The 18,798-nt window shown below is 59.8% G+C and carries 21 protein-coding genes; 14 read left to right on the forward strand and 7 right to left on the reverse strand.

Annotated elements, in window-relative coordinates:
- The first annotated feature begins 45 nt into the window (after positions 1-45).
- Entirely contained in the window at positions 46-417 is a 372-nt protein-coding gene (locus tag HW561_RS10180; protein ID WP_176864302.1) for a VOC family protein, read from the forward strand.
- 15 nt (positions 418-432) lie between these two features.
- Here HW561_RS10180 and sfsA read toward each other — a convergent pair whose 3' ends face one another.
- Both sfsA and HW561_RS10190 read right to left on the reverse strand, forming a co-directional pair.
- A complete protein-coding gene (gene sfsA / locus HW561_RS10185; protein WP_176864303.1) occupies positions 433-1,146 on the reverse strand; it encodes a DNA/RNA nuclease SfsA in 714 nt (237 codons plus the stop codon).
- 39 nt (positions 1,147-1,185) lie between these two features.
- Positions 1,186-1,941 (reverse strand): SDR family NAD(P)-dependent oxidoreductase, encoded by a 756-nt coding sequence (locus HW561_RS10190; RefSeq protein ID WP_176864304.1) that lies wholly within the window; start codon positions 1,939-1,941, stop codon positions 1,186-1,188.
- A 120-nt stretch (positions 1,942-2,061) separates the two neighbouring features.
- On the opposite strand from HW561_RS10190, the gene HW561_RS10195 reads away from it, so the two are divergent.
- From HW561_RS10195 to HW561_RS10215, 5 genes are all read left to right on the forward strand, one after another.
- Positions 2,062-2,604: a TetR/AcrR family transcriptional regulator gene (locus tag HW561_RS10195; RefSeq protein WP_211198577.1), complete on the forward strand. Its 543-nt coding sequence runs from the start codon at positions 2,062-2,064 to the stop codon at positions 2,602-2,604.
- A gap of 69 nt (positions 2,605-2,673) precedes the next feature.
- Positions 2,674-3,396, forward strand: a complete 723-nt coding sequence (locus HW561_RS10200; RefSeq protein WP_176864307.1) for a competence/damage-inducible protein A — start codon at positions 2,674-2,676, stop codon at positions 3,394-3,396.
- Positions 3,393-4,103, forward strand: a complete 711-nt coding sequence (locus HW561_RS10205; protein WP_176864309.1) for a GNAT family N-acetyltransferase — start codon at positions 3,393-3,395, stop codon at positions 4,101-4,103. Before HW561_RS10200 ends, HW561_RS10205 begins: the two co-directional genes overlap by 4 nt.
- 14 nt (positions 4,104-4,117) lie before the next feature.
- Positions 4,118-4,690: a peroxidase-related enzyme gene (locus HW561_RS10210; RefSeq protein WP_176864311.1), complete on the forward strand. Its 573-nt coding sequence runs from the start codon at positions 4,118-4,120 to the stop codon at positions 4,688-4,690.
- Positions 4,687-5,589, forward strand: a complete 903-nt coding sequence (locus HW561_RS10215; RefSeq protein ID WP_176864313.1) for an OmpA family protein — start codon at positions 4,687-4,689, stop codon at positions 5,587-5,589. The genes HW561_RS10210 and HW561_RS10215 overlap by 4 nt, the downstream gene beginning before the upstream one ends.
- Before the next feature lie 74 nt (positions 5,590-5,663).
- Here the strand turns inward: HW561_RS10215 and HW561_RS10220 are convergent, their stop codons facing one another.
- A complete protein-coding gene (locus tag HW561_RS10220) occupies positions 5,664-6,569 on the reverse strand; it encodes a LysR family transcriptional regulator (protein WP_176864315.1) in 906 nt (301 codons plus the stop codon).
- 227 nt (positions 6,570-6,796) lie between these two features.
- On the opposite strand from HW561_RS10220, the gene HW561_RS10225 reads away from it, so the two are divergent.
- Positions 6,797-7,237, forward strand: coding sequence for a DUF4399 domain-containing protein (locus tag HW561_RS10225; protein WP_176864317.1), 441 nt, complete (start codon positions 6,797-6,799; stop codon positions 7,235-7,237).
- Between the two features lie 98 nt (positions 7,238-7,335).
- A complete protein-coding gene (locus HW561_RS10230) occupies positions 7,336-7,944 on the forward strand; it encodes a LysE family translocator (RefSeq protein ID WP_176864319.1) in 609 nt (202 codons plus the stop codon).
- A 21-nt stretch (positions 7,945-7,965) separates the two neighbouring features.
- Here HW561_RS10230 and HW561_RS10235 read toward each other — a convergent pair whose 3' ends face one another.
- Positions 7,966-9,993, reverse strand: coding sequence for an NADPH-dependent 2,4-dienoyl-CoA reductase (locus tag HW561_RS10235; protein WP_176864321.1), 2,028 nt, complete (start codon positions 9,991-9,993; stop codon positions 7,966-7,968).
- A 135-nt stretch (positions 9,994-10,128) separates the two neighbouring features.
- Between HW561_RS10235 and HW561_RS10240 the strand changes: the two genes are divergently transcribed.
- The 4 genes from HW561_RS10240 (at position 10,129) to HW561_RS10255 (ending at position 13,940) form a co-directional block, all read left to right on the forward strand.
- The gene (locus HW561_RS10240) at positions 10,129-10,614 is read left to right on the forward strand and encodes an RNA pyrophosphohydrolase (RefSeq protein ID WP_176864323.1); all 486 of its coding nucleotides are present in this window, start codon (positions 10,129-10,131) and stop codon (positions 10,612-10,614) included.
- A 61-nt stretch (positions 10,615-10,675) separates the two neighbouring features.
- On the forward strand, positions 10,676-11,626 hold the full coding sequence (locus tag HW561_RS10245; protein ID WP_176864325.1) for a glycosyltransferase family 2 protein: 951 nt from the start codon (positions 10,676-10,678) through the stop codon (positions 11,624-11,626).
- 104 nt (positions 11,627-11,730) lie between these two features.
- Entirely contained in the window at positions 11,731-13,104 is a 1,374-nt protein-coding gene (locus HW561_RS10250; protein ID WP_176864327.1) for a radical SAM protein, read from the forward strand.
- Positions 13,101-13,940 carry a DUF547 domain-containing protein gene (locus HW561_RS10255; RefSeq protein ID WP_176864329.1) on the forward strand — a complete coding sequence of 280 codons (840 nt, stop codon included), beginning with the start codon at positions 13,101-13,103 and terminating at the stop codon, positions 13,938-13,940. The genes HW561_RS10250 and HW561_RS10255 overlap by 4 nt, the downstream gene beginning before the upstream one ends.
- 9 nt (positions 13,941-13,949) lie before the next feature.
- Here the strand turns inward: HW561_RS10255 and HW561_RS10260 are convergent, their stop codons facing one another.
- Complete coding sequence (locus HW561_RS10260) at positions 13,950-14,939, reverse strand: adenosine kinase (RefSeq protein ID WP_176864331.1); 990 nt, start codon at positions 14,937-14,939, stop codon at positions 13,950-13,952.
- On the reverse strand, positions 14,936-15,580 hold the full coding sequence (gene nth, locus HW561_RS10265; protein ID WP_176864333.1) for an endonuclease III: 645 nt from the start codon (positions 15,578-15,580) through the stop codon (positions 14,936-14,938). Before nth ends, HW561_RS10260 begins: the two co-directional genes overlap by 4 nt.
- 116 nt (positions 15,581-15,696) lie before the next feature.
- Here nth and HW561_RS10270 point away from each other — a divergent pair, with 116 nt between their 5' ends.
- Both HW561_RS10270 and HW561_RS10275 read left to right on the forward strand, forming a co-directional pair.
- A complete protein-coding gene (locus HW561_RS10270) occupies positions 15,697-16,542 on the forward strand; it encodes a methylated-DNA--[protein]-cysteine S-methyltransferase (RefSeq protein WP_176864335.1) in 846 nt (281 codons plus the stop codon).
- Positions 16,543-16,719: 177 nt separating this feature from the next.
- Positions 16,720-17,154, forward strand: coding sequence for a glyoxalase superfamily protein (locus HW561_RS10275; RefSeq protein ID WP_176864337.1), 435 nt, complete (start codon positions 16,720-16,722; stop codon positions 17,152-17,154).
- Between the two features lie 54 nt (positions 17,155-17,208).
- Here the strand turns inward: HW561_RS10275 and HW561_RS10280 are convergent, their stop codons facing one another.
- Positions 17,209-18,648 (reverse strand): aldehyde dehydrogenase family protein, encoded by a 1,440-nt coding sequence (locus HW561_RS10280; RefSeq protein WP_176864338.1) that lies wholly within the window; start codon positions 18,646-18,648, stop codon positions 17,209-17,211.
- Positions 18,649-18,798: the final 150 nt, after the last annotated feature.

The raw sequence follows: 18,798 nt of genomic DNA on the forward strand, positions 1-18,798 counted from the left end.
GAAACCTGCGCCGCAACTGCAACCTCTCCAATACAGGAACCCCACATGATCGGATATGTAACCGTAGGCGTCTCGGACCTGAGCCGGGCGAAAGAATTCTATACCGAGCTGCTCTCCAGCAAGGGCGCACAAGTTCAGATTGATGCGGGCCGCATCGTCTTTATTGGAAGTGATCCCGCCGCCCCGATGCTGGCGATTTGCGAGCCCTATGACGGCGAAGCCTGCGCCAGCGGCAATGGTGCCATGGTGGCTTTTGCCGCCGCGTCAAAGGAAGATGTCAGCACGCTGTATGACAAAGCCATCGCTCTGGGTGCTACAGATGAAGGCGAGCCCGGTCAGCGTGTTCCCGACCGGTTTTATGGCGCCTATGCCCGGGATCCCGACGGCAACAAACTGTGCTTTTACGTCTTTGGGTAAGCCCGATTTTTTGACCTAATATGGTAATGTGCGCAGAGGTTTCTCTGCGCATACCCAAACCCCCTCTGGCGAAATCCGCGTCCCATACACCAACCGCTCCACTCCCTGCGCCTGCGCCGCATCAAATGCCGCCGCATAGGTCGGGTCGATATCCGCCGCCAAAGCGAAGCGGTCGCAATCCGTGCGCTGCACCAGATACAGCATGATCGCCCGGTGTCCCTGTCCGGTCATCGCAGCCAGCTCACCCAGATGCTTGGTGCCGCGTGCGGTGACACTGTCGGGGAACTCGGCCAGCCCCGGCTGGCGAGATAACGTCACGCTTTTGACCTCGACATACGCATCCGGCAAACCCGGCTGGGTCAGAAGGAAATCGATGCGGCTGTTCTCGCCGTATTTCACTTCGGGCCGTACGCTCTGATAGGCGGCAAGTTCAGGGATTTCCCGCGCCTGCAATGCCGCGCGCAGGGCCTTGTTGGGCACTGATGTGTCGACCCCTGTGAAATGTCCGTTTTCATGATCGACCAGTCGCCAGCCGTATTTCAGCTTTTTCTTCGGATCGTCATTGGGTTCCAGCCAGATCCGCGTCCCCGGATTCGCCAACCCCATCATCGAGCCGGGATTGGCGCAGTGTGCCGTCACTTCGCACCCGTCCTCCAGCGTGCAATCGGCCAAAAAGCGTTTGTAGCGACGGACAAGGCGGGCGGGGACAAGGGGTGTGGCAAATTTCATACCCACGGCCTTAACGCGCACCCGCCCGCAAGAAAAGGGTCAGACCAGACCCGCCATCACCCCGCCATCTACATCCCAGACTGCCCCGGTGACCCAAGACGCATCATCTGACAGCAAATGCGTGATCGTGCTGGCCACATCTTCGGGTCGGCCCACGCGACCAATTGGGTGGAAGGCATCGAACCCACCCGTCAAAGTCTCTTCGATCTGATCCGGATCGATGAAGGCACCATAGATCGGCGTCACCACGACGGCAGGCGACACGGCGTTCACGCGAATGCCGTGGGGGGCCAGCTCCATCGCAAGGTGCTGGGTCAGCGAATGCAACCCGGCCTTGGCCATGGAATAGGCCGAAGACGGGGTCGCGCGAACGGCCTGTTTCGCCCACATAGAGCCTATGTTGACGACGCTGCCGCCGCCATTGGCCTTCATGTTCTCGGCCACGGCCTGGGTGATGAAAAAGGTTGCCCGGTTGAGATCCATGTAGCTGTCATAATCCTCGGACCCATGCTCAAGGAATGGTTTCGGCGAGAATGTCCCGGCCGCATTGACCAAGGCGTGGATGTGTCGTCCGCTTGTCTTGATCTGTTCGATCAGGGCTTTGACGTCTGACGCATTTCGCAGGTCGGTCCGAAAGATTTCCGCAGACTCTCCCAATTCGGATATGGCCGCTTCGAGTTTGGTCGATGATGAACCGACCAGCGTGACATGTTGACCCTTGGCCGTGATTTGTCGTGCTGTGGCCAGACCCATTCCGCTGGATCCGCCGATGATAAGTGTTGTTGTCTGTGTCATGATCAGGTTTCCTATCTACTGATAGGTAGATATATTGAGGTGGCATATCCCATTTCAACCCCCTATCTAATGATAGGTGGCTAATTGGGCGCATGACCTATGAAGAATCCGGACAAACCCGTGTCAGAGACTGCAACCCGCATTCTGGACGTGGCCGAGCGCATGGCGCGGCAGGGGGGCTACAACGCGTTCAGCTTTCGCGACATCGCCAAAGAGATCGGCATAAAATCCGCCAGTATTCACTACCATTTTCCTACCAAGGAAGATCTGGGTGAGGCGCTGGTGTCGCGATACACGGACCGATTTCTTGACGCGCTGGGGCAAGTTGATGGGGCCACGCCATCAGAACTGCTTGCACGATATGTGGCTGTGTACAGAAAGGCCCTGATTGAACAGGAACTGATGTGCCTGTGCGGAATGTTCGGTGCCGAAATCGCCAAACTGCCCGCGCCTGTGTCCAAGCGGACGCGGGCGTTTTTTGAGCGTAATCTGGATTGGCTTGAATCCGTTTTCAAAGCGGGAAATTCTTCTGATCCCCGACGACGTGCAGGGGAAACAATCGCCTGGCTCGAAGGTGCGATGATTCTTGCGCGGTCACTGAATGACATGGACCTGTTCGACCGGATAACCGCCGAATTACCGGCAGAAACCTTGCGCCTTTGACGAACGGGACTTGCGAGGCCGGGCAAGACAGATATCTTGCCCCCATGCCACAGCAAGAAAGGACAGGCCATGCCAAACCCTACCGCAGCCATGCTGGTGATCGGGGATGAAATCCTGTCGGGCCGCACCCGCGATGCCAACATGCATTATCTGGCACAGGAACTGACCAAGCAGGGCATCGACCTGAATGAGGTCCGCATCGTCAGCGATGACGCCCCGGCGATCGTGGCCGCGGTCAAGGCGCTGTCCGAGGCGTTTGACCAAGTCTTCACCAGCGGCGGGATCGGCCCGACCCACGATGACATCACTGCTGATTGCATGGCGCGCGCCTTTGATGCGCATATCGACATCCGAGACGACGCCCGTGCGCTGTTGCAGGCCCATTACGACAAGTCCGGGCTAGAGCTGAACGCGGCCCGTCTTCGAATGGCGCGCATACCGGACGGGGCCGTATTGATCGACAACCCGGTCTCGACCGCGCCGGGCTTTACCATCGAAAACGTGCATGTGATGGCCGGGGTGCCCTTGGTATTTCAGGCCATGGTCGCGAGCGTCTTGCCAACGCTGACCGGTGGCAGCCCGCTTTTGTCCCAAACCCTGCGCGTGGATCGGGGCGAAGGTGATATTGCCGCAACCCTGTCCGCATTGGCCGATACGTACCAGGACCTTTCAATCGGATGCTACCCGTTCCAGATCAATGGTGCCTTTGGCGCCAACGTGGTGGTGCGTGGCACCGACGGGGCGCAGATCGATGCCGCGATGACGCGGTTGGCGAAAGATCTGGATCTATGAGCTTCAACTGGGTTGAAACCCTTGACGGCACATGGCCCGCCGCACGGTACGAACGGCTGGGGCCGTTTCAGCTACGCCAAGGGCAAGGGGGCGGGTCGCGTGTATCCGCGGCCAGTGCACAAGGTCCGGTATGCGAGGCCGATATCGATGCGGCAGAGGCTGCAATGCTCGCGATGGGGCAAAAACGTATCTTCTGCCTGCGCCCCGGGGACGAGGCGCTGGATGCGCAGCTGGCAGACCGTGGCTATGACATTCTCGACCCGGTCAACATCTATGCCTGCCCGGTCGATCGATTGACCGACCTGCCGTTGCCTCCGGTCATGGTGTTCTCGATCTGGGAACCTCTTGAGATCATGCGGGACATCTGGGCGAGGGGTGGTATCGGACCCGAGAGAGTCGCGGTGATGGAGCGGGCGAAAGGCCCCAAGATCGGCCTGCTGCTGCGGCATGAGGATCAGCCCTGCGGAACCGCATTTGTGGCGATGCATGGCGATGTGGCCATGCTGCATGCTCTGGAAATCCTGCCCGATCACCGCCGTCAGGGTTTGGGGCGATGGGCCATGCGGGCCGCCGCCTTGTGGGCGCGCGACAACGGTGCGCAGACCCTCAGCGTCATCTGCACCAAGGCCAATGATGGGGCGAATGGTCTTTATCGTGCGCTCGGGATGGAGATCGCCGGAGAATACCACTACCGTCAGAAGGTCTAAGGAGAGAGACTGCCGTGACAAAACAAGACACGCCCACCGCGCTGGACCTGCCTATGGTCGACCCGCTGCCGCCCGAGACGCAGAAATACTTTGATATCTGTGTCGAAAAACTGGGCATGGTGCCGAACGTGTTGAAGGCCAATGCCTTCGATATCGACAAGCTCAACACGTTTGCGGCGATGTATAACGACCTGATGCTGGCAGATAGTGGCCTGTCCAAACTGGAACGTGAGATGATCGCCGTGGTCGTGTCCTCGATCAACAAATGCTTCTATTGCCTGGTCGCGCATGGCGCGGCGGTGCGGCAGTTGTCAGGCGATCCGCAACTGGGCGAGATGCTGGTGATGAACTACCGGGTTGCGCCGCTGGACGACCGTCAGCGCGCCATGCTGGATTTCGCGGCCAGGATGACCACCACCAGCGCCGAGATCGAAGAACCTGATCGTCAGAAACTGCGCGATGTCGGGTTCAGCGACCGTGACATCTGGGACATTGCCAACGTGACCGGGTTCTTCAACATGTCGAACCGGGTGGCCAGCGCCACTGCCATGGTTCCGAACCCAGAGTACCACGCACAGCACCGATGATCCGATTTCTCACCCTTTTGACCCTGATACTGGCCGGGCCGGTCGCGGCGCAGGATCTGACCCTGCCGCCAAGTGCCCGGCAAGTCAGCGACCGCACATCGCCGTTGGACAGCTATGATCTGCCGACGGGACCGTTCGCGGACGGCTCTGTTCCTGCGCGCACGGTCGAAGGACGGGTCGAGCGATTTACTTGGCGCTTGCAGGCCGGGTCCAGCACGACCCTGCAGCTTCTGGCCCCGTTGCGCGACCAGATCGAGGCGCAGGGCTATGACATCCAGTTCGAGTGCGAGGCCCGCACCTGTGGCGGTTTCGATTTTCGCTTTGGTACCGAAGTGGTCCCGACCCCGGATATGTATGTCGCCATTCAGGATTATCGGTTTCTGTCCGCCACTAAAGGATCTGTGGTCCTGAGCCTGCTGGTCAGCCGCAACCCCCCGGACGGCTATGTCCAGATGATCCGCGTCACGCCGACAGACGCCCCGGCACTGCCCCCGGTGGTGATCGAACAGACGGTCGATGGCGCAGGCGGCCTATTGTCCGAGTTCAAAAAGACCGGTCATGTCATTCTGGACGATCTTCACTTCCGCACCGGCGAAGTGGCGCTGGGTGACGGACCGTTTGCCTCTCTGGCGTTGCTGGCCGGGTTTCTGGCCGACAATCCCGGCATGCGGCTGGCGCTGGTGGGCCACACGGATGATACCGGCGATTTGCAGACCAACACTTCGGTCAGTACCAAGCGCGCCCAGGCCGTGCGCTCTAGGCTGATCGACGCACATGGCGTCGCCGCTGACCGGATCGAGGCGCAGGGTGTGGGCTATCTGTCCCCGATCACCTCGAACGCCACTGCACAAGGTCGTGATCTCAATCGCCGGGTCGAGGCTGTTTTGCTGGTCAACTGACAGTTGCGCCTGCCTTGCAGACAAAAAAAGACCCGCACAACGATGTGCGGGCCATCAGTCTTCGGTGGGAGAACTTACCAGTCCATCGGTCCCTTTTCGTTGAAGGAATCGACAAGGAAATCGATGAATGCGCGTACCTTGGGCTGCGTAAAGCGACCGGGCGGGTAGACGGCATAGACACCCTGCACTTCGTCCGGCAAGGACGGCATCGCATCCAGCACCTGTCCGGATTTCAGCGCCTCTGCGTACAGGTAGCTGGGCAGGTATGCGATCCCCAGACCGGAAATGGCGGCGTTCAACAGTGATTGCCCGTCATTGACGCTCAGCCATCCGGCCGTGCGCACCTGCCTCTTTTCGCCCGACGGTGCAGTCAGTTTCCAGACATTGCCTGATGACTGGCTGGAGTAATGCAGCAGTTTATGCTCGTTCAGGTCGTCAATTTTTTGCGGGCGTCCGAATTTTTCGATATAAGACGGCGCCGCAACCATGCGTTTCACGGTCTCGGTCAGTTTGCGGGCGCGCAGAGTGCTGTCTTCCAGCTCACCAATACGCACGGCCACGTCGAATCCTTCGGAAATCAGTTCCACATAGCGGTTGTTCAGCACCATGTTCACGGTGATGTCCGGATAAGCCGACAGGAAGTCGGACAGGACCGGTGACAGGTGATTGACGCCAAAATCCGTCGCCACACTGATGCGCAACAGACCTGACGGGGCCGATTGCATCGAGGTCACCAACGCGTCCGCTTCGCCTGCATCATTCAGGACACGGCGCGCGCGGTCATAATAAGCCAGCCCGATCTCGGTCGGCGAAACCCGGCGCGTCGTGCGGTTCAGCAGCCGTGCACCCAACCGCGCCTCGAGGCTCGAGACGTGCTTGGACACGGCCGATTTGGAGATGCCCATCTTTTTGGCCGCATCGGTGAAGCCACCTTGGTCCACCACATTGGCAAAGGCTTCCATTTCGGTCAGTCGGTCCATTCTCGTACCCCAGGTCTTGCGTTCATTGCTGACAATGGCGCTCAATCTGGGCGGAAACGGGGCAGACATGGGATAATATCAGGGTTTTGAATCGGATCGTTTGCAGATGGGAAACGCGGAAACAGTGGTTTCCGAACCGCCGACAGCCCTTGTCAGGGCGGGTTTTCTGGACATTTTCTCAAATGTGCTATGCTGAGAATGGCATTTTTGTGACCAGGGAGAAGATCATGAAAGCCATTATTGCTGTCGCTGCCCTTTGCCTGTCCGCGACCTTCGCGCAGGCCCAAGGAGAAACCCCATCCAACCCAGATGCGCAGGTTTATTTTGTGAACCTGGCGGACGGGGATTCGGTACAATCACCTGTAACCGTGGTCTTCGGACTCAGCGGCATGGGCGTTGCGCCAGCCGGAACCGAGGCGGAGAATACCGGCCACCATCATTTGCTGATCGACCGCCCGCCGCTGGGTGAGGGCGAAGACGGCGCCGATGAGCTGGCCTATGGGCTACCCTCTGATGATAACCACATACATTTCGGCGGTGGCCAGACCGAGGTGACGCTGGACCTACCCGCCGGGCAGCACACATTGCAATTGGTCCTGGGTGACGCCGGTCACGTGCCACACGCCACGCCGATTGTGTCCGAGGTGATTACGATCACGGTCGAATAGCCGCCGGGCGCGGTGTCAATCCCACCGGGCAGTTGAACGGGGACAGTTTACAAATCTCATAATGTCGGGAACTGTGCTGGCAATCACAGGGGGCGTGCATGTCGCTAGAGTTTTTCCTGACATCTTTGATAGTTGTGCTGTTGCCGGGGACCGGCGTGATCTACACGCTGGCCATCGGGCTTGGACGCGGGTTCCGGGCCAGCCTTGCCGCTGCGGTTGGGTGCACCCTTGGAATCGTACCTGCAGCCCTGGCTTGCATTGTCGGGCTCGCGGCGGTGTTGCACACCAGCGCGCTGGCCTTTCAGATCATCAAGTATCTTGGCGTGCTCTACTTGTTCTATATGGCATGGGGCATTGTGAAGGACGGCGGCACGATGGAGGTGAATGCCGAGAAATCCAATACGAGTTACCAGAAAATCGCGCTCACCGGGACGTTGATCAATGTTCTCAACCCCAAACTGTCCCTGTTTTTCTTGGCTTTCTTGCCGCAGTTTTTGCCCGCCAACCCGGCAAATGCAGGGATCGAGCTGGCCAAGCTCGCCCTCGCATTCATGGTGATGACGTTGGTGGTTTTTGTTGGGTACGGCGCCTGTGCCGCGCTTGCGCGCGACTACGTTATCCGCCGCCCATCGGTGATGGCGTGGATCAAACGCTGTTTTGCAACGGCATTCGGGGCGCTTGGCGTCAAGCTGGCATTGTCCGACTAGACTACCTCCAAGCCGATAGGCTCAGAATTCTGCTGCCAGCCGTGTGCCCTGATTGATCGCCCGCTTGGCGTCCAATTCAGCAGCGACATCCGCGCCACCAATGACATGCGCTGTAATCCCGTGTTCGGCCAGCGCATCTGCAAGGCTGCGATCTGACACCTGACCGGCACACAGAACAATGGTGTCTGCCGCGATCACGGTCGGATCGGAGCGCTCTTCGCCAAAGCTGACATGCAGGCCTTCATCGTCGATGCGTTCGTAATTCACGCCGCCAACGAAATCGACATTCTTCATCTTCAACGTCGCACGGTGAATCCAGCCGGTGGTCTTGCCCAACCCCTTGCCATGCCGCTGTGCCTTGCGCTGCAGCAGTGTGACCTGACGCGCGGGCGCCTCGGGCTGCGGCCCTTCGGGGGCCAGACCAGACCGATGTTCGGCGGGATCCGTGACGCCCCATTCCTTCATCCACAGCGGCAGGTCAGTGGTCGGGCTGTGGCCCTCTTCCAGCAGAAACTCGGACACGTCGAAACCAATCCCACCTGCGCCGATCACAGCAACCGATTTGCCCACCTTGGCCTTGCCGCGCAGGACATCGATGTAGCTGAGGACATTCTCGCGCTCCTGCCCCGGGATCTGCGGATCGCGCGGCATGACCCCAGTGGCGATCACCACCTCGTCAAACCCGCCAAGGTCATCCGCCCCGACGTCGCGCCCCAGTTCAACCTTGACGCCCAGATCAGCAATCATGGTGCGGTACCAGTCGACCAGCCCCCAGAATTCCTCTTTGCCGGGAACCTGTTTGGCCATGTTCAGCTGCCCACCAATTTCATCCGCGCGGTCGAACAGGGTCACGTCATGACCTCGTTGCGCCGCTGTCATCGCGGTGGACAACCCCGCAGGTCCTGCGCCGACAATGGCGACCTTTTTGACCATATCGGCCTTGCCGATCACCAGTTCGGTCTCATGACAGGCGCGCGGGTTGACCAGACATGAGGTCAGTTTGCCGCTGAACGTATGATCCAGACAGGCCTGGTTGCAGGCGATACAGGGTGCAATCGTAGCGGCCTCGGCTGTCTCGGCTTTGGCCACGAAATCCGCATCTGCCAGCATTGGACGCGCCATCGACACCATGTCGGCGCAGCCGGTCGACAGCACCTCTTCGGCGACTTCGGGCGTGTTGATCCGGTTTGATGTAATCACCGGGATCGACACTTTGCCCATCAGTTTCTTGGTTACCCAGGCAAAGGCCGCGCGCGGAACACTGGTGGCGATGGTGGGAATCCGTGCTTCGTGCCAGCCGATGCCGGTATTGATGATGGTCGCGCCCGCTTTCTCAACTTCGCGTGCCAGCTGCACAACCTCATCATGGGTCGAGCCATTGGGTACCAGATCGATCATCGACAGGCGGTATATGATGATGAAATCCGTTCCAACGGCTTCACGCGTGCGGCGCACGACTTCAATCGGCAGACGCATCCGGTTCTCGTATGATCCGCCCCAGCGATCGGTACGTTTGTTGGTGTGGGTCACAAGGAACTGATTCAGGAAATACCCCTCGGACCCCATTATCTCGACCCCGTCGTAACCCGCCTTTTGCGCCAGCACGGCGGCGTTGACGATGTCGCGGATCTGTTTCTCGATCCCATCCTCGTCCAGCTCGGCAGGCGGGAACGGAGAGATGGGGGATTTCACCGGGCTGGGCGCCACGCATTTCGGTCCGTAAGCGTAACGGCCCGCATGCAGGATCTGCATCGCGATCTTGCCACCGGCCTGATGCACGCGATCTGTCACGATAGAATGGTTCGCAACTTCCTTGTCGGTCGTCATCATCGACGCCCCGGGCAATACCGATCCTTCAAGGTTTGGCCCGATCCCTCCGGTCACCATCAGCGCCACACCACCCCGTGCGCGCGCGGCATAAAACTCGGCCACCCGGTTCCAGTCGCCGGTTTCCTCCAGCCCGGTATGCATCGATCCCATCAGGACGCGGTTCTTCAACGTGGTAAAGCCCAGATCCAGCGGGGCCAGCATGTTTGGGTACGCAGTCATGGCGAACTCTCCCTCGTGATTTTGAGGTCAAAATTGACGTGCACGTAAGCTTTGTCACGCGAAACCTAACGTCACACTCTTTTGTGCTGCTGCCGGTCTTGCTACAGGTGGGCTGTACAACCCATGAGGCCACACATGACCCCCGAAGAAATCGCCAAACTGCCCTATCGCCCGTGTGTCGGCCTGATGTTGATGAATGCCGAGGGCAAGATCTTTGTGGGCCAGCGTAACGACCGTCACAAAGACGCGTGGCAAATGCCGCAGGGTGGCGTGGACAAGGGCGAAGATCCGCGCGACGCGGCCCTGCGCGAGCTGTGGGAAGAAACCGGCGTGACCGCCGATCTGGTCGAGATCGTGGCTGAGACCGACGACTGGCTGCCCTATGATCTGCCCCACGACATCGTGCCCAAGATCTGGAAAGGCCGCTATCGCGGGCAAGAGCAAAAGTGGTACCTGCTGCGCTATACGGGCCGTGATGATCAGATCAATATCGAAACTGAACATCCGGAATTCACCCGCTGGAAATGGCAGGACCCGGCCCAGCTAATCGCAGAGATCGTCCCGTTCAAACGTGACGTGTACGCCCGTGTAATCGACGCATTCGGATCGCATTTGAAATGAACCTGATCCGGGCGTGTTGCACCGCCCTATCAGGTTGGCATGAGTTGAACAGGAGCGTAATTTGAAAGTTGCCGTGGTGTCCTGCATGAAGAACGAAGGACCTTTCGTTCTGGAATGGGTCGCGTACCACAAGGCCATCGGCTTTGATGATATCTATGTCGTCACCAACGATTGCACCGACGGAACGGACCTGATCCTTGAGCGGTTGCAAGCCATTGGCGTGGTGCACCACCACGACCAGACGGTCCCCCCAGGGCACAGCCCGCAACTGAACGGATTAAAGACCATTCTCGGATTGCCGCAGATGTCGGACACATCCTGGCTGCTGCATATCGATGCGGATGAATTCCTCAGGGTTTCGGTGGGCGAAGGGCGCGTTGGCGATCTGTTGGAGGTGTGTGGGCACGCCGACAACATTGCGCTGATGTGGCGCCCGTTCGGAAATTCCGGACATCGGTACTGGCGCGGTGGCAGCGTGCTGCGCAGCTTTTTGCGATGTCAGGGACGCCCCCGCCCGCCGAACTCTGGTCACAAATCCATGTTCCGGCCCGCCAAGTTCAGCTTTGCCACCGACCACATGCCGAAAATGCCGCACGACCTCGATATCCTGAGCGTCAATTCCAAAGGCGATGAGATCAGCAGCGAGTCGATCAAAAACCCCAAACGTGCCCGGTATGGCGTTCCCGGTGACAAGCTGACTTGGGACGTCGCCTGCATCCATCACTATGCCATCCGCTCGCTGGATATATTTCTCATGAAGAACGATCGCGGCGACGGAATGGGACATCAACACAAGAAGTATTACCTCAATTCAACCTTCTTCAGACGTCACAACAGCAACGACGTCCATGACACCGGAATTCTCGAACGCATCGACGATGTCGAGGCGTTGCTGTCCGAATGGTTGCAGGATACCGAGCTGCGGCGCCTTGAACAGAATGCTCTGCGGGTGTTTCAGGACCGCCGGGATCGGTACCTGACCTCTCAGCGCATCGCTGATCTGACCATGTAGGATCCGCGCGCCGCCACGTCCCGGAGGCCCCTACAGATCACCACGCCGCACGTTGCCGTGAAGGGGCGTGGCCCGCCAGACCCGCCGTGTCTAGCTTTGGGTACATGAAAGACATCGCGTCAGGCCTGTCCCGGTTCGCCCCCGCCGGACGAACATTCCACGGCTCGGACCGCCGCGCGCCCTTGCGCGAGGGGCTGCGTGGATGCGGCGAATATGGCGCTTCGCAGACAGCCGGCCGGTTCTATCCCATCGCCTGCGTTGCGCTGGAAGTGACACAGCGCTGCAATCTGGACTGCACATTGTGTTACCTCTCGGACCGGGCCGAGATGACCTATGATCCGCCGCTTTCGGTTCTCTTTGCTCGCCTCGCCTCGATCCATAGCCACTACGGGCCCGGCGTTTCGGTTCAGTTGACCGGCGGCGACCCGACCCTGCGTAAGGTGGAAGACCTTGAGGCGCTGTGCCGCGAGATCAACCGACTGGGTATGCGGTCCTGTCTGATGACCAACGGAATCCGCGCCAGCCGCGCGTTCCTGACCCGGCTGGCTGCGGCGGGCCTGAACGATGTCGCATTTCACGTCGACATGACGCAGGAGCGTGCAGGCTTCCATTCCGAGGCCGATCTGAACCGCGTGCGCCGGAAATACATCGCACGGGCGCGGGGTCTGGGGCTGCGTATCCTGATCAACACAACCGTTTTCGGCGAAAACCTTGCAGAAATCCCTGCGCTGGCCCGGTTCCTGCGCGATCAGCCCGAGGTCGCCTTTGTCTCGTTCCAGATGCAGGCCGATACCGGCCGCGGGGTGCTGCGGGAACGCCCTGATGCGATCACGCAGGCCAGCGTCATGCGGGCGGTTGAGCAGGGTTATGCGACGCCCTTGCATTTTGATGCGGCGTCGGTCGGGCACGCATCGTGCAACCGGTATACCAGCGTGCTTACGGCTGGCGGGCGTGCCGTTTCGGTCTTGTCAAACCGCCGTTTGGTGCCGCGAGTGATTGCCGCGCTGGAGCGGGTGGACCGCAACGAGGACGCCCATATCCCCATCCGCGCCAGCGTTTTGAGCATGGCGATACGTCAGCCGTTGCTGGCGCTGCGCGCAGCAGCGCATCTGGTCGGCTGCGTGATGCGGCTGGGCTCGGGGCTTTTGCGGGGCAGGGTTCGGCGGCAGGCGGTTTTCATCCACAATTTCATGGCCGCCGATGCACTGGAGGACGATCGTTGCGCCGCGTGCGTGTTCATGGTGGCCACCGCGAAAGGGCCATTGTCCATGTGCGCGCATAATGCACAGCGCGATGTTCATTTGACGACGCCGGATCGGGTGGATGGCCCGATGGGCCGGCATTGGTGGAACGCGGCTGTGAAGGATTTGTCTGACCGTCCTGATCTGCCCGACCTTGATGATCCCAATATTGCGCCGATCAAGCGCCTCAAGGGCCAACTGCGCGCAAGGCGCAAGAATGTGAAGGGAACGCGATGAAACCTCTGTTTCTTGCGATGCTCTTACCTCTCTTGGCCGCCTGCGCGAGTGTCGAGCGTCTGGCCCTTCCTGCAGCGAAACCTCTGGCGGATCAGACCCTGACCCGTACGTCCCTGCCACCGGGAGAGCGAATCGATCATCATGATTGGAGCACGTTCCTGCATCGAAATGTGGCCCCTGATGCAGGCGGCGTGAACCGCGTGGCGTATGCGCAGGTTTCGCAAGTCGACCGAACGCGGCTGGACAGGTATCTGGCAGATTTGCAAAAGGTCGACCCGTCGCGCCTGACCCGGGATCAGCAACTGGCGTATTGGATCAATCTGTATAATGCGCTGACGGTGGATCTGATCCTTGATCATTACCCGGTCGCCTCGATCCGCGACATCACCGACGGGCCTTTGTCTTTTGGGCCGTGGGATCGACCTCTGGCGCAGGTGGTGGGCCAAAGCCTGACCCTGAATGACATCGAACACCGGATCATCCGACCCACATTTGCTGAGCCGCGCATTCACTATGCTCTGAACTGTGCCGCCGTGGGGTGCCCCAACCTGATGAACCGCGCCTGGCAGGCCGAAATGCTGGAGCGGGATCTGGTCGCTGCCGAGCGCGCTTATATTAACGACCCGCGCGGAGTCCGGTTTGATCAAAGGGGGCGGTTGATCCTGTCCAAGATCTACATCTGGTTCCGCGAGGATTTCGGAGCCGATGAACCGGCAGTGATCGCAGATATCGCGCGGGCGGCAGACCCTGACCTGCGCGCGCGCCTACACGCTGCGCCGCGTGTCAGCGCCTACACATACGATTGGGCGCTGAATGATGCGGCGACGGCGCGCTAAAGACGTGGCTCAGATCAGCCCGTCTTCGCGCAGCAGTTCCAGCACGTTCACTTCGGGCCGGGGGCCAATATGGCTGATCACTTCGCGGGCGCAGATATTGCCCATCTTGGCGCAGGTCTCATAGTCACGCCCCGTGGCCATGCCGAACAGGAAACCAGCTGCGAACTGATCGCCGGCACCGGTTGCGTCCACCGGTACGATTTTCTTGACCGGGACATCGACGCGGGCTTCACCGTTCAGAACCGTCACGCCGTCGCCGGAGCGGGTGCAAACCACCAACGGACAGATGGCAGCGGTCTTGGCCAGCGCTTCTTCCAGATCGTCGGTTTCGAACAGCGATTTGATCTCGGCCTCGTTGCCGATCACGAAATCCAGTTCGTTTTCGATCAGCAACAGGAAATCCACCCGGTGACGTTCCACGCAGAACGGATCGGAAATGGCGATACCGGCCTTGCCGCCGCCTTTGTGACAGTTGCGCGCGGCTTCCAGAAACGCGGCCTTGCCCTTTTCCTTGTCGAACAGATAGCCCTCAAGGAACATGATTTGGCTGTTGCCCGCCACATCGGATGAAACATCCTGCGACGACAGTTCCGAGGAAATCCCCAGATATGTATTCATCGACCGCTCGCCATCCGGCGAGACAAAGATCATCGAGCGTGAGGTGGGCAATTCCCCGCCCGGCACCGGCGGGTTGACGAAATCAACGCCGTCCTCGTTCATCGCATCCGCATAGAAGCGTCCCAGCGCGTCGTCATGCACGCGCCCGATAAATGCCGATTCCAGCCCCAATGCGCCAGCCCCGGCAATCGTGTTCGCAACTGACCCACCCGGCGTTTGCACCCGGGATTCCATGGACGCATACAAAACCTCGCCGCGTTCCTGTTCGATCAGCTGCATAATGCCTTTTTCAATGCCCATCAGTTCCAGGAAACTGTCATCGGCCTGGGAAATCACGTCCACAACGGCATTTCCGATGCCGGTCAGTTGATAGGTTTTCATAGGTTCTTGTCCTCAAATTCGCAGAGATCGCGGATGATGCAGGTGCCGCACAATGGTTTGCGTGCCTTGCAGTGATAACGCCCATGCAGGATCAGCCAGTGATGTGCATGCAGCTGGAAATCGGCTGGAATATTGTCTTCGATGGCGCGTTCGACCGTGTCCACATCCTTGCCGGGGCAGATGCCGGTGCGGTTGCCGACGCGGAAGATATGTGTGTCCACCGCTTGCGCCGGTTGCCGCCACCACATGTTCAAAACAACGTTGGCGGTCTTGCGTCCGACACCCGGCAGCGATTGCAGCGCGGCGCGGGAATTGGGCACCTCGCCGCCGTAATCGTCGACCAGAATACGGCTGAGTTTGATCACGTTCTTGGCCTTCTGACGGAACAGACCGATGGTCTTGATATGTTCGATCAGTGCGTCTTCGCCCAGATCCAGCATCTTTTGCGGCGTGTCAGCGATCTTGAACAGTTCGCGCGTGGCCTTGTTGACCCCGACATCCGTGGCCTGCGCCGACAGCGCCACCGCCACGACCAGAGTGTACACGTTCACATGCTCCAACTCGCCCTCGGGTTCGGGGTCGGCGTCCTGAAAACGCGTAAAGATCTCACGGATCGTGTGATAATCGAGTTGTTTTGCCATCCGCGCCTTAATGCCGACCACAAGGGCGTGACACAAGCCCAAAGCCAATGCGCAAGTTCCGGGTCGCGGGGGCGTGGCCCGCGCGCTATGATTTAACCCAGACAAAGAGGTGCAACATGAACATCCAGAACCCCGAGACCGGATATCATTACAACGTCATGCGGCGCGCCATCGACCTGATCGATCAGGGCGGCGAAAGCCTCAGCCTCGAAGATCTGGCCCGCCAGATGGACATGAGCCCGGCGCATTTCCAACGCCTGTTCTCGCGCTGGACCGGCGTGTCTCCGAAACGCTATCAGCAATATCTGACACTAGGCCACGCCAAGGCGCTGCTGCGCGAGCGATTCACAACACTGGAAACCGCCCATAATGTCGGCCTGTCCGGCAGTGGTCGCCTGCACGATCTGTTCCTGAAATGGGAATCCATGAGCCCCGGCGAATACGCCCGAAAGGGTGAGGGGCTGGTGATCTACTGGGGTTGGTTCGACTGCCCATTTGGTCCGGCGCTGGTTATGGGCACCGACAAGGGTATCTGCGGCATGGCGTTTGGCGCGGAAACCGGTGCCGAAGCCGCCATGGACGATATGATGTCACGCTGGCCCAACGCACATTTCGTGGAAGACACGGAACGCTTGCGTCCCTGGGCGCTCAGCGCGTTTGGCCCGGACCGGTCCCAATTGACACCGCTGCATCTGATTGGCTCTCCGTTGCAGATCAAAGTGTGGGAGGCGCTGATGCACATCCCCTCAGGTCAGGTCACGACCTATTCCGAGATCGCGCAGCGGGTGGGCGCGCCCAAGGCCGTCCGTGCCGTTGGAACGGCTGTAGGGCGCAATCCGGTCAGCTGGGTGATCCCGTGCCACCGTGCCCTGCGCAAATCGGGTGGGTTGGGCGGCTATCACTGGGGCCTGCCGGTCAAACGCGCCATGCTGGCCTTCGAGGCCGCGCAAGCGGATGCCTGATTGACAGATCGCGGACCCAATGCCAAAAGCCGTACAGGTTTGGGTCTCCTGCCGTTCGCGGCCAATTGGCTTTGGTGAAACCCGGTTGAATGAACATCTGTTGCCTTTTCCCGGCGCGCGGATGGTAATGCGAACCCCGTCCAGATTTCGCGCCCGTTCAAGGAAACGAGGCAAGCAATGACAAACACAGACAACATCGCTCCGATTGAAGAGCTGAAGGTGCAGGCAAAACGTCTGCGCGACAGGTTGCGCGGCGCTGGTGTACAGCTGTCGCATAGCGAAACACTGGAACTGGTGGCCCATCAACACGGTGCCAAAGACTGGAACACGTTACATGCGATGGCGGGAAACCGGATGCGATTGGGGGTCGGGGACCGGGTCGAGGGGCGCTATCTCGGTCAGCCCTTCGCGGCGGAAATTCGCGGCCTGACCACGATTGGTGACGGTACGCACAGGCGTGTCACCCTTCATTTCGACGACCCCGTGGATGTGGTTCAGTTCGACAGCTTCTCGGCCTTTCGTCAACGCGTCACGGGCGAAATTGGGTGGGATGGCCGCTCCGCCCGGCACACGTCGGACGGCGAACCGCAGCTTGTGGTGCGACCCGCATAAGACAAAGGCGAGGCACGCAACGGTGCCTCGCCCAATTCGTTAACCGGACAGGGGTTACCCGGCAGTCCAGCCGCCCACGGCTTTGACCTCAAGGAAATCCTCCAGGCCCCATACGCCGCCTTCACGCCCGTTGCCGGATTGCTTCATGCCGCCAAAGGGTGAACCTGCGCTGCGCGCCTTGCCATTCATCTCGACCATGCCCGACCGCAGCCCGCGCGCCATCCGATTGGCGCGTTCGCCGTCCTGCGTCTGCACATAGTTGGTCAGGCCATAGGGCGTGTCATTGGCGATCTCGACCGCCTCTTCTTCGGTGTCAAAGGGGATCATGGTCAGAACCGGACCAAAGATTTCCTCGCGCGCAACGGTCATCTGGTTGTTGGCGTCGGCAAAGACTGTCGGGCGCACATAGTAGCCCTTGTTCAGCCCCTCGGGCCGCCCGGTGCCACCGGCCACCAGACGCGCGCCTTCGTCGATGCCTTTCTGGATCAGGTCCTGAATCTTGCCCCACTGCAGTTCGTTCACGACAGGGCCGATATGGCGACCTTCTTCCCGCGCGGGGCCGACGGATACCTTGCTGGCCACTTCTGCGGCAGTTTCCACAGCCTGATCATAGATCGGGCGCTGCACCAGCATCCGGCTGGGAGCGTTACAGCTTTGGCCGGTGTTGTTCATCATGTGCAGAACACCGCGTTTGACGGCCTTCTCATCCGCATCGGCAAAAACCACGTTTGCGCCTTTGCCGCCCAGCTCCAGATGCACCTTCTTCAACGTATCGGCTGCACTTTTTGAAATCGCAGTCCCCGCGCGGGTCGAGCCGGTAAAGCTGACCATATCCACGTCCGGATGCGCCGACAGCTGCGAGCCGACGCCGACGCCATCGCCGTTTACCAGATTGAACACACCGGGCGGGAACCCGGCCTCGTCCATCATCTCGGCAAAGACCATTGCGTTCAGCGGGCTTTGTTCCGAAGGTTTCAGCACCATGGTGCACCCCGCAATCGCGGCGGCCCCAACCTTGAGCGTGACTTGATTCATCGGCCAGTTCCACGGCGTGATCAGCGCTGCGACTCCGACAGCCTCATAGATGATGCGGTCGTTGGGGGCGTGGTCGCCCAACGGGCGCTCGAACGCGAATCCCTTGGCGGCATTGACGAATTCCGTCAGATGCCAGGATCCAGCCCCAACCTGCTGGCTGCGCGCCATGTCGATTGGCGCGCCCATTTCCATCGACATAGCCTGTGCCAAATCCTCGGTCCGGGTTTGGTAGATGCCGATCAGTTTTTCGACCAACGCAATCCGGTCTTCCACCGGGGTGGCCATCCAACCGGGCAGGGCGGATTTGGCGGCGGCAACGGCGGCGTTGGTATCTGCTTCAGACCCCAATGAGATCACCGCGCAGGGATCTTCAGTCGACGGGTCGATCACCTTGAAATCATGCGCCTTGGACGGGGCGACCCACTTGCCGTTGATATAGAAATTTCGTTTCTCGATCATGGCGCATCCTCCTGACATTGCAGCCTGAAACCGGACTTTCGCGGCCACTCTGTCACTCAGGTGAAAGAGGGGCAATAGAATAATTTGATCAAATTTTTTAACCCCTACGATTACGAAATGCGTATCGCAGTACCCCGGGAATGGTTTAAC

Origin of the sequence: Ruegeria haliotis (assembly GCF_013377785.1) — a bacterium.
GTDB lineage: Bacteria > Pseudomonadota > Alphaproteobacteria > Rhodobacterales > Rhodobacteraceae > Ruegeria > Ruegeria haliotis.

What these genes read in the sequence shown, in the direction of transcription:
- HW561_RS10180 (WP_176864302.1), top strand. Translation starts at nt 46, where the DNA reads ATGATCGGATATGTAACCGTAGGCGTCTCGGACCTGAGCCGGGCGAAA.
- sfsA (WP_176864303.1), bottom strand. Translation starts at nt 1,146, where the DNA reads ATGAAATTTGCCACACCCCTTGTCCCCGCCCGCCTTGTCCGTCGCTAC.
- HW561_RS10190 (WP_176864304.1), bottom strand. Translation starts at nt 1,941, where the DNA reads ATGACACAGACAACAACACTTATCATCGGCGGATCCAGCGGAATGGGT.
- HW561_RS10200 (WP_176864307.1), top strand. Translation starts at nt 2,674, where the DNA reads ATGCCAAACCCTACCGCAGCCATGCTGGTGATCGGGGATGAAATCCTG.
- HW561_RS10205 (WP_176864309.1), top strand. Translation starts at nt 3,393, where the DNA reads ATGAGCTTCAACTGGGTTGAAACCCTTGACGGCACATGGCCCGCCGCA.
- HW561_RS10215 (WP_176864313.1), top strand. Translation starts at nt 4,687, where the DNA reads ATGATCCGATTTCTCACCCTTTTGACCCTGATACTGGCCGGGCCGGTC.
- HW561_RS10220 (WP_176864315.1), bottom strand. Translation starts at nt 6,569, where the DNA reads ATGGACCGACTGACCGAAATGGAAGCCTTTGCCAATGTGGTGGACCAA.
- HW561_RS10225 (WP_176864317.1), top strand. Translation starts at nt 6,797, where the DNA reads ATGAAAGCCATTATTGCTGTCGCTGCCCTTTGCCTGTCCGCGACCTTC.
- HW561_RS10230 (WP_176864319.1), top strand. Translation starts at nt 7,336, where the DNA reads ATGTCGCTAGAGTTTTTCCTGACATCTTTGATAGTTGTGCTGTTGCCG.
- HW561_RS10235 (WP_176864321.1), bottom strand. Translation starts at nt 9,993, where the DNA reads ATGACTGCGTACCCAAACATGCTGGCCCCGCTGGATCTGGGCTTTACC.
- HW561_RS10240 (WP_176864323.1), top strand. Translation starts at nt 10,129, where the DNA reads ATGACCCCCGAAGAAATCGCCAAACTGCCCTATCGCCCGTGTGTCGGC.
- HW561_RS10250 (WP_176864327.1), top strand. Translation starts at nt 11,731, where the DNA reads ATGAAAGACATCGCGTCAGGCCTGTCCCGGTTCGCCCCCGCCGGACGA.
- HW561_RS10255 (WP_176864329.1), top strand. Translation starts at nt 13,101, where the DNA reads ATGAAACCTCTGTTTCTTGCGATGCTCTTACCTCTCTTGGCCGCCTGC.
- HW561_RS10260 (WP_176864331.1), bottom strand. Translation starts at nt 14,939, where the DNA reads ATGAAAACCTATCAACTGACCGGCATCGGAAATGCCGTTGTGGACGTG.
- nth (WP_176864333.1), bottom strand. Translation starts at nt 15,580, where the DNA reads ATGGCAAAACAACTCGATTATCACACGATCCGTGAGATCTTTACGCGT.
- HW561_RS10270 (WP_176864335.1), top strand. Translation starts at nt 15,697, where the DNA reads ATGAACATCCAGAACCCCGAGACCGGATATCATTACAACGTCATGCGG.
- HW561_RS10275 (WP_176864337.1), top strand. Translation starts at nt 16,720, where the DNA reads ATGACAAACACAGACAACATCGCTCCGATTGAAGAGCTGAAGGTGCAG.
- HW561_RS10280 (WP_176864338.1), bottom strand. Translation starts at nt 18,648, where the DNA reads ATGATCGAGAAACGAAATTTCTATATCAACGGCAAGTGGGTCGCCCCG.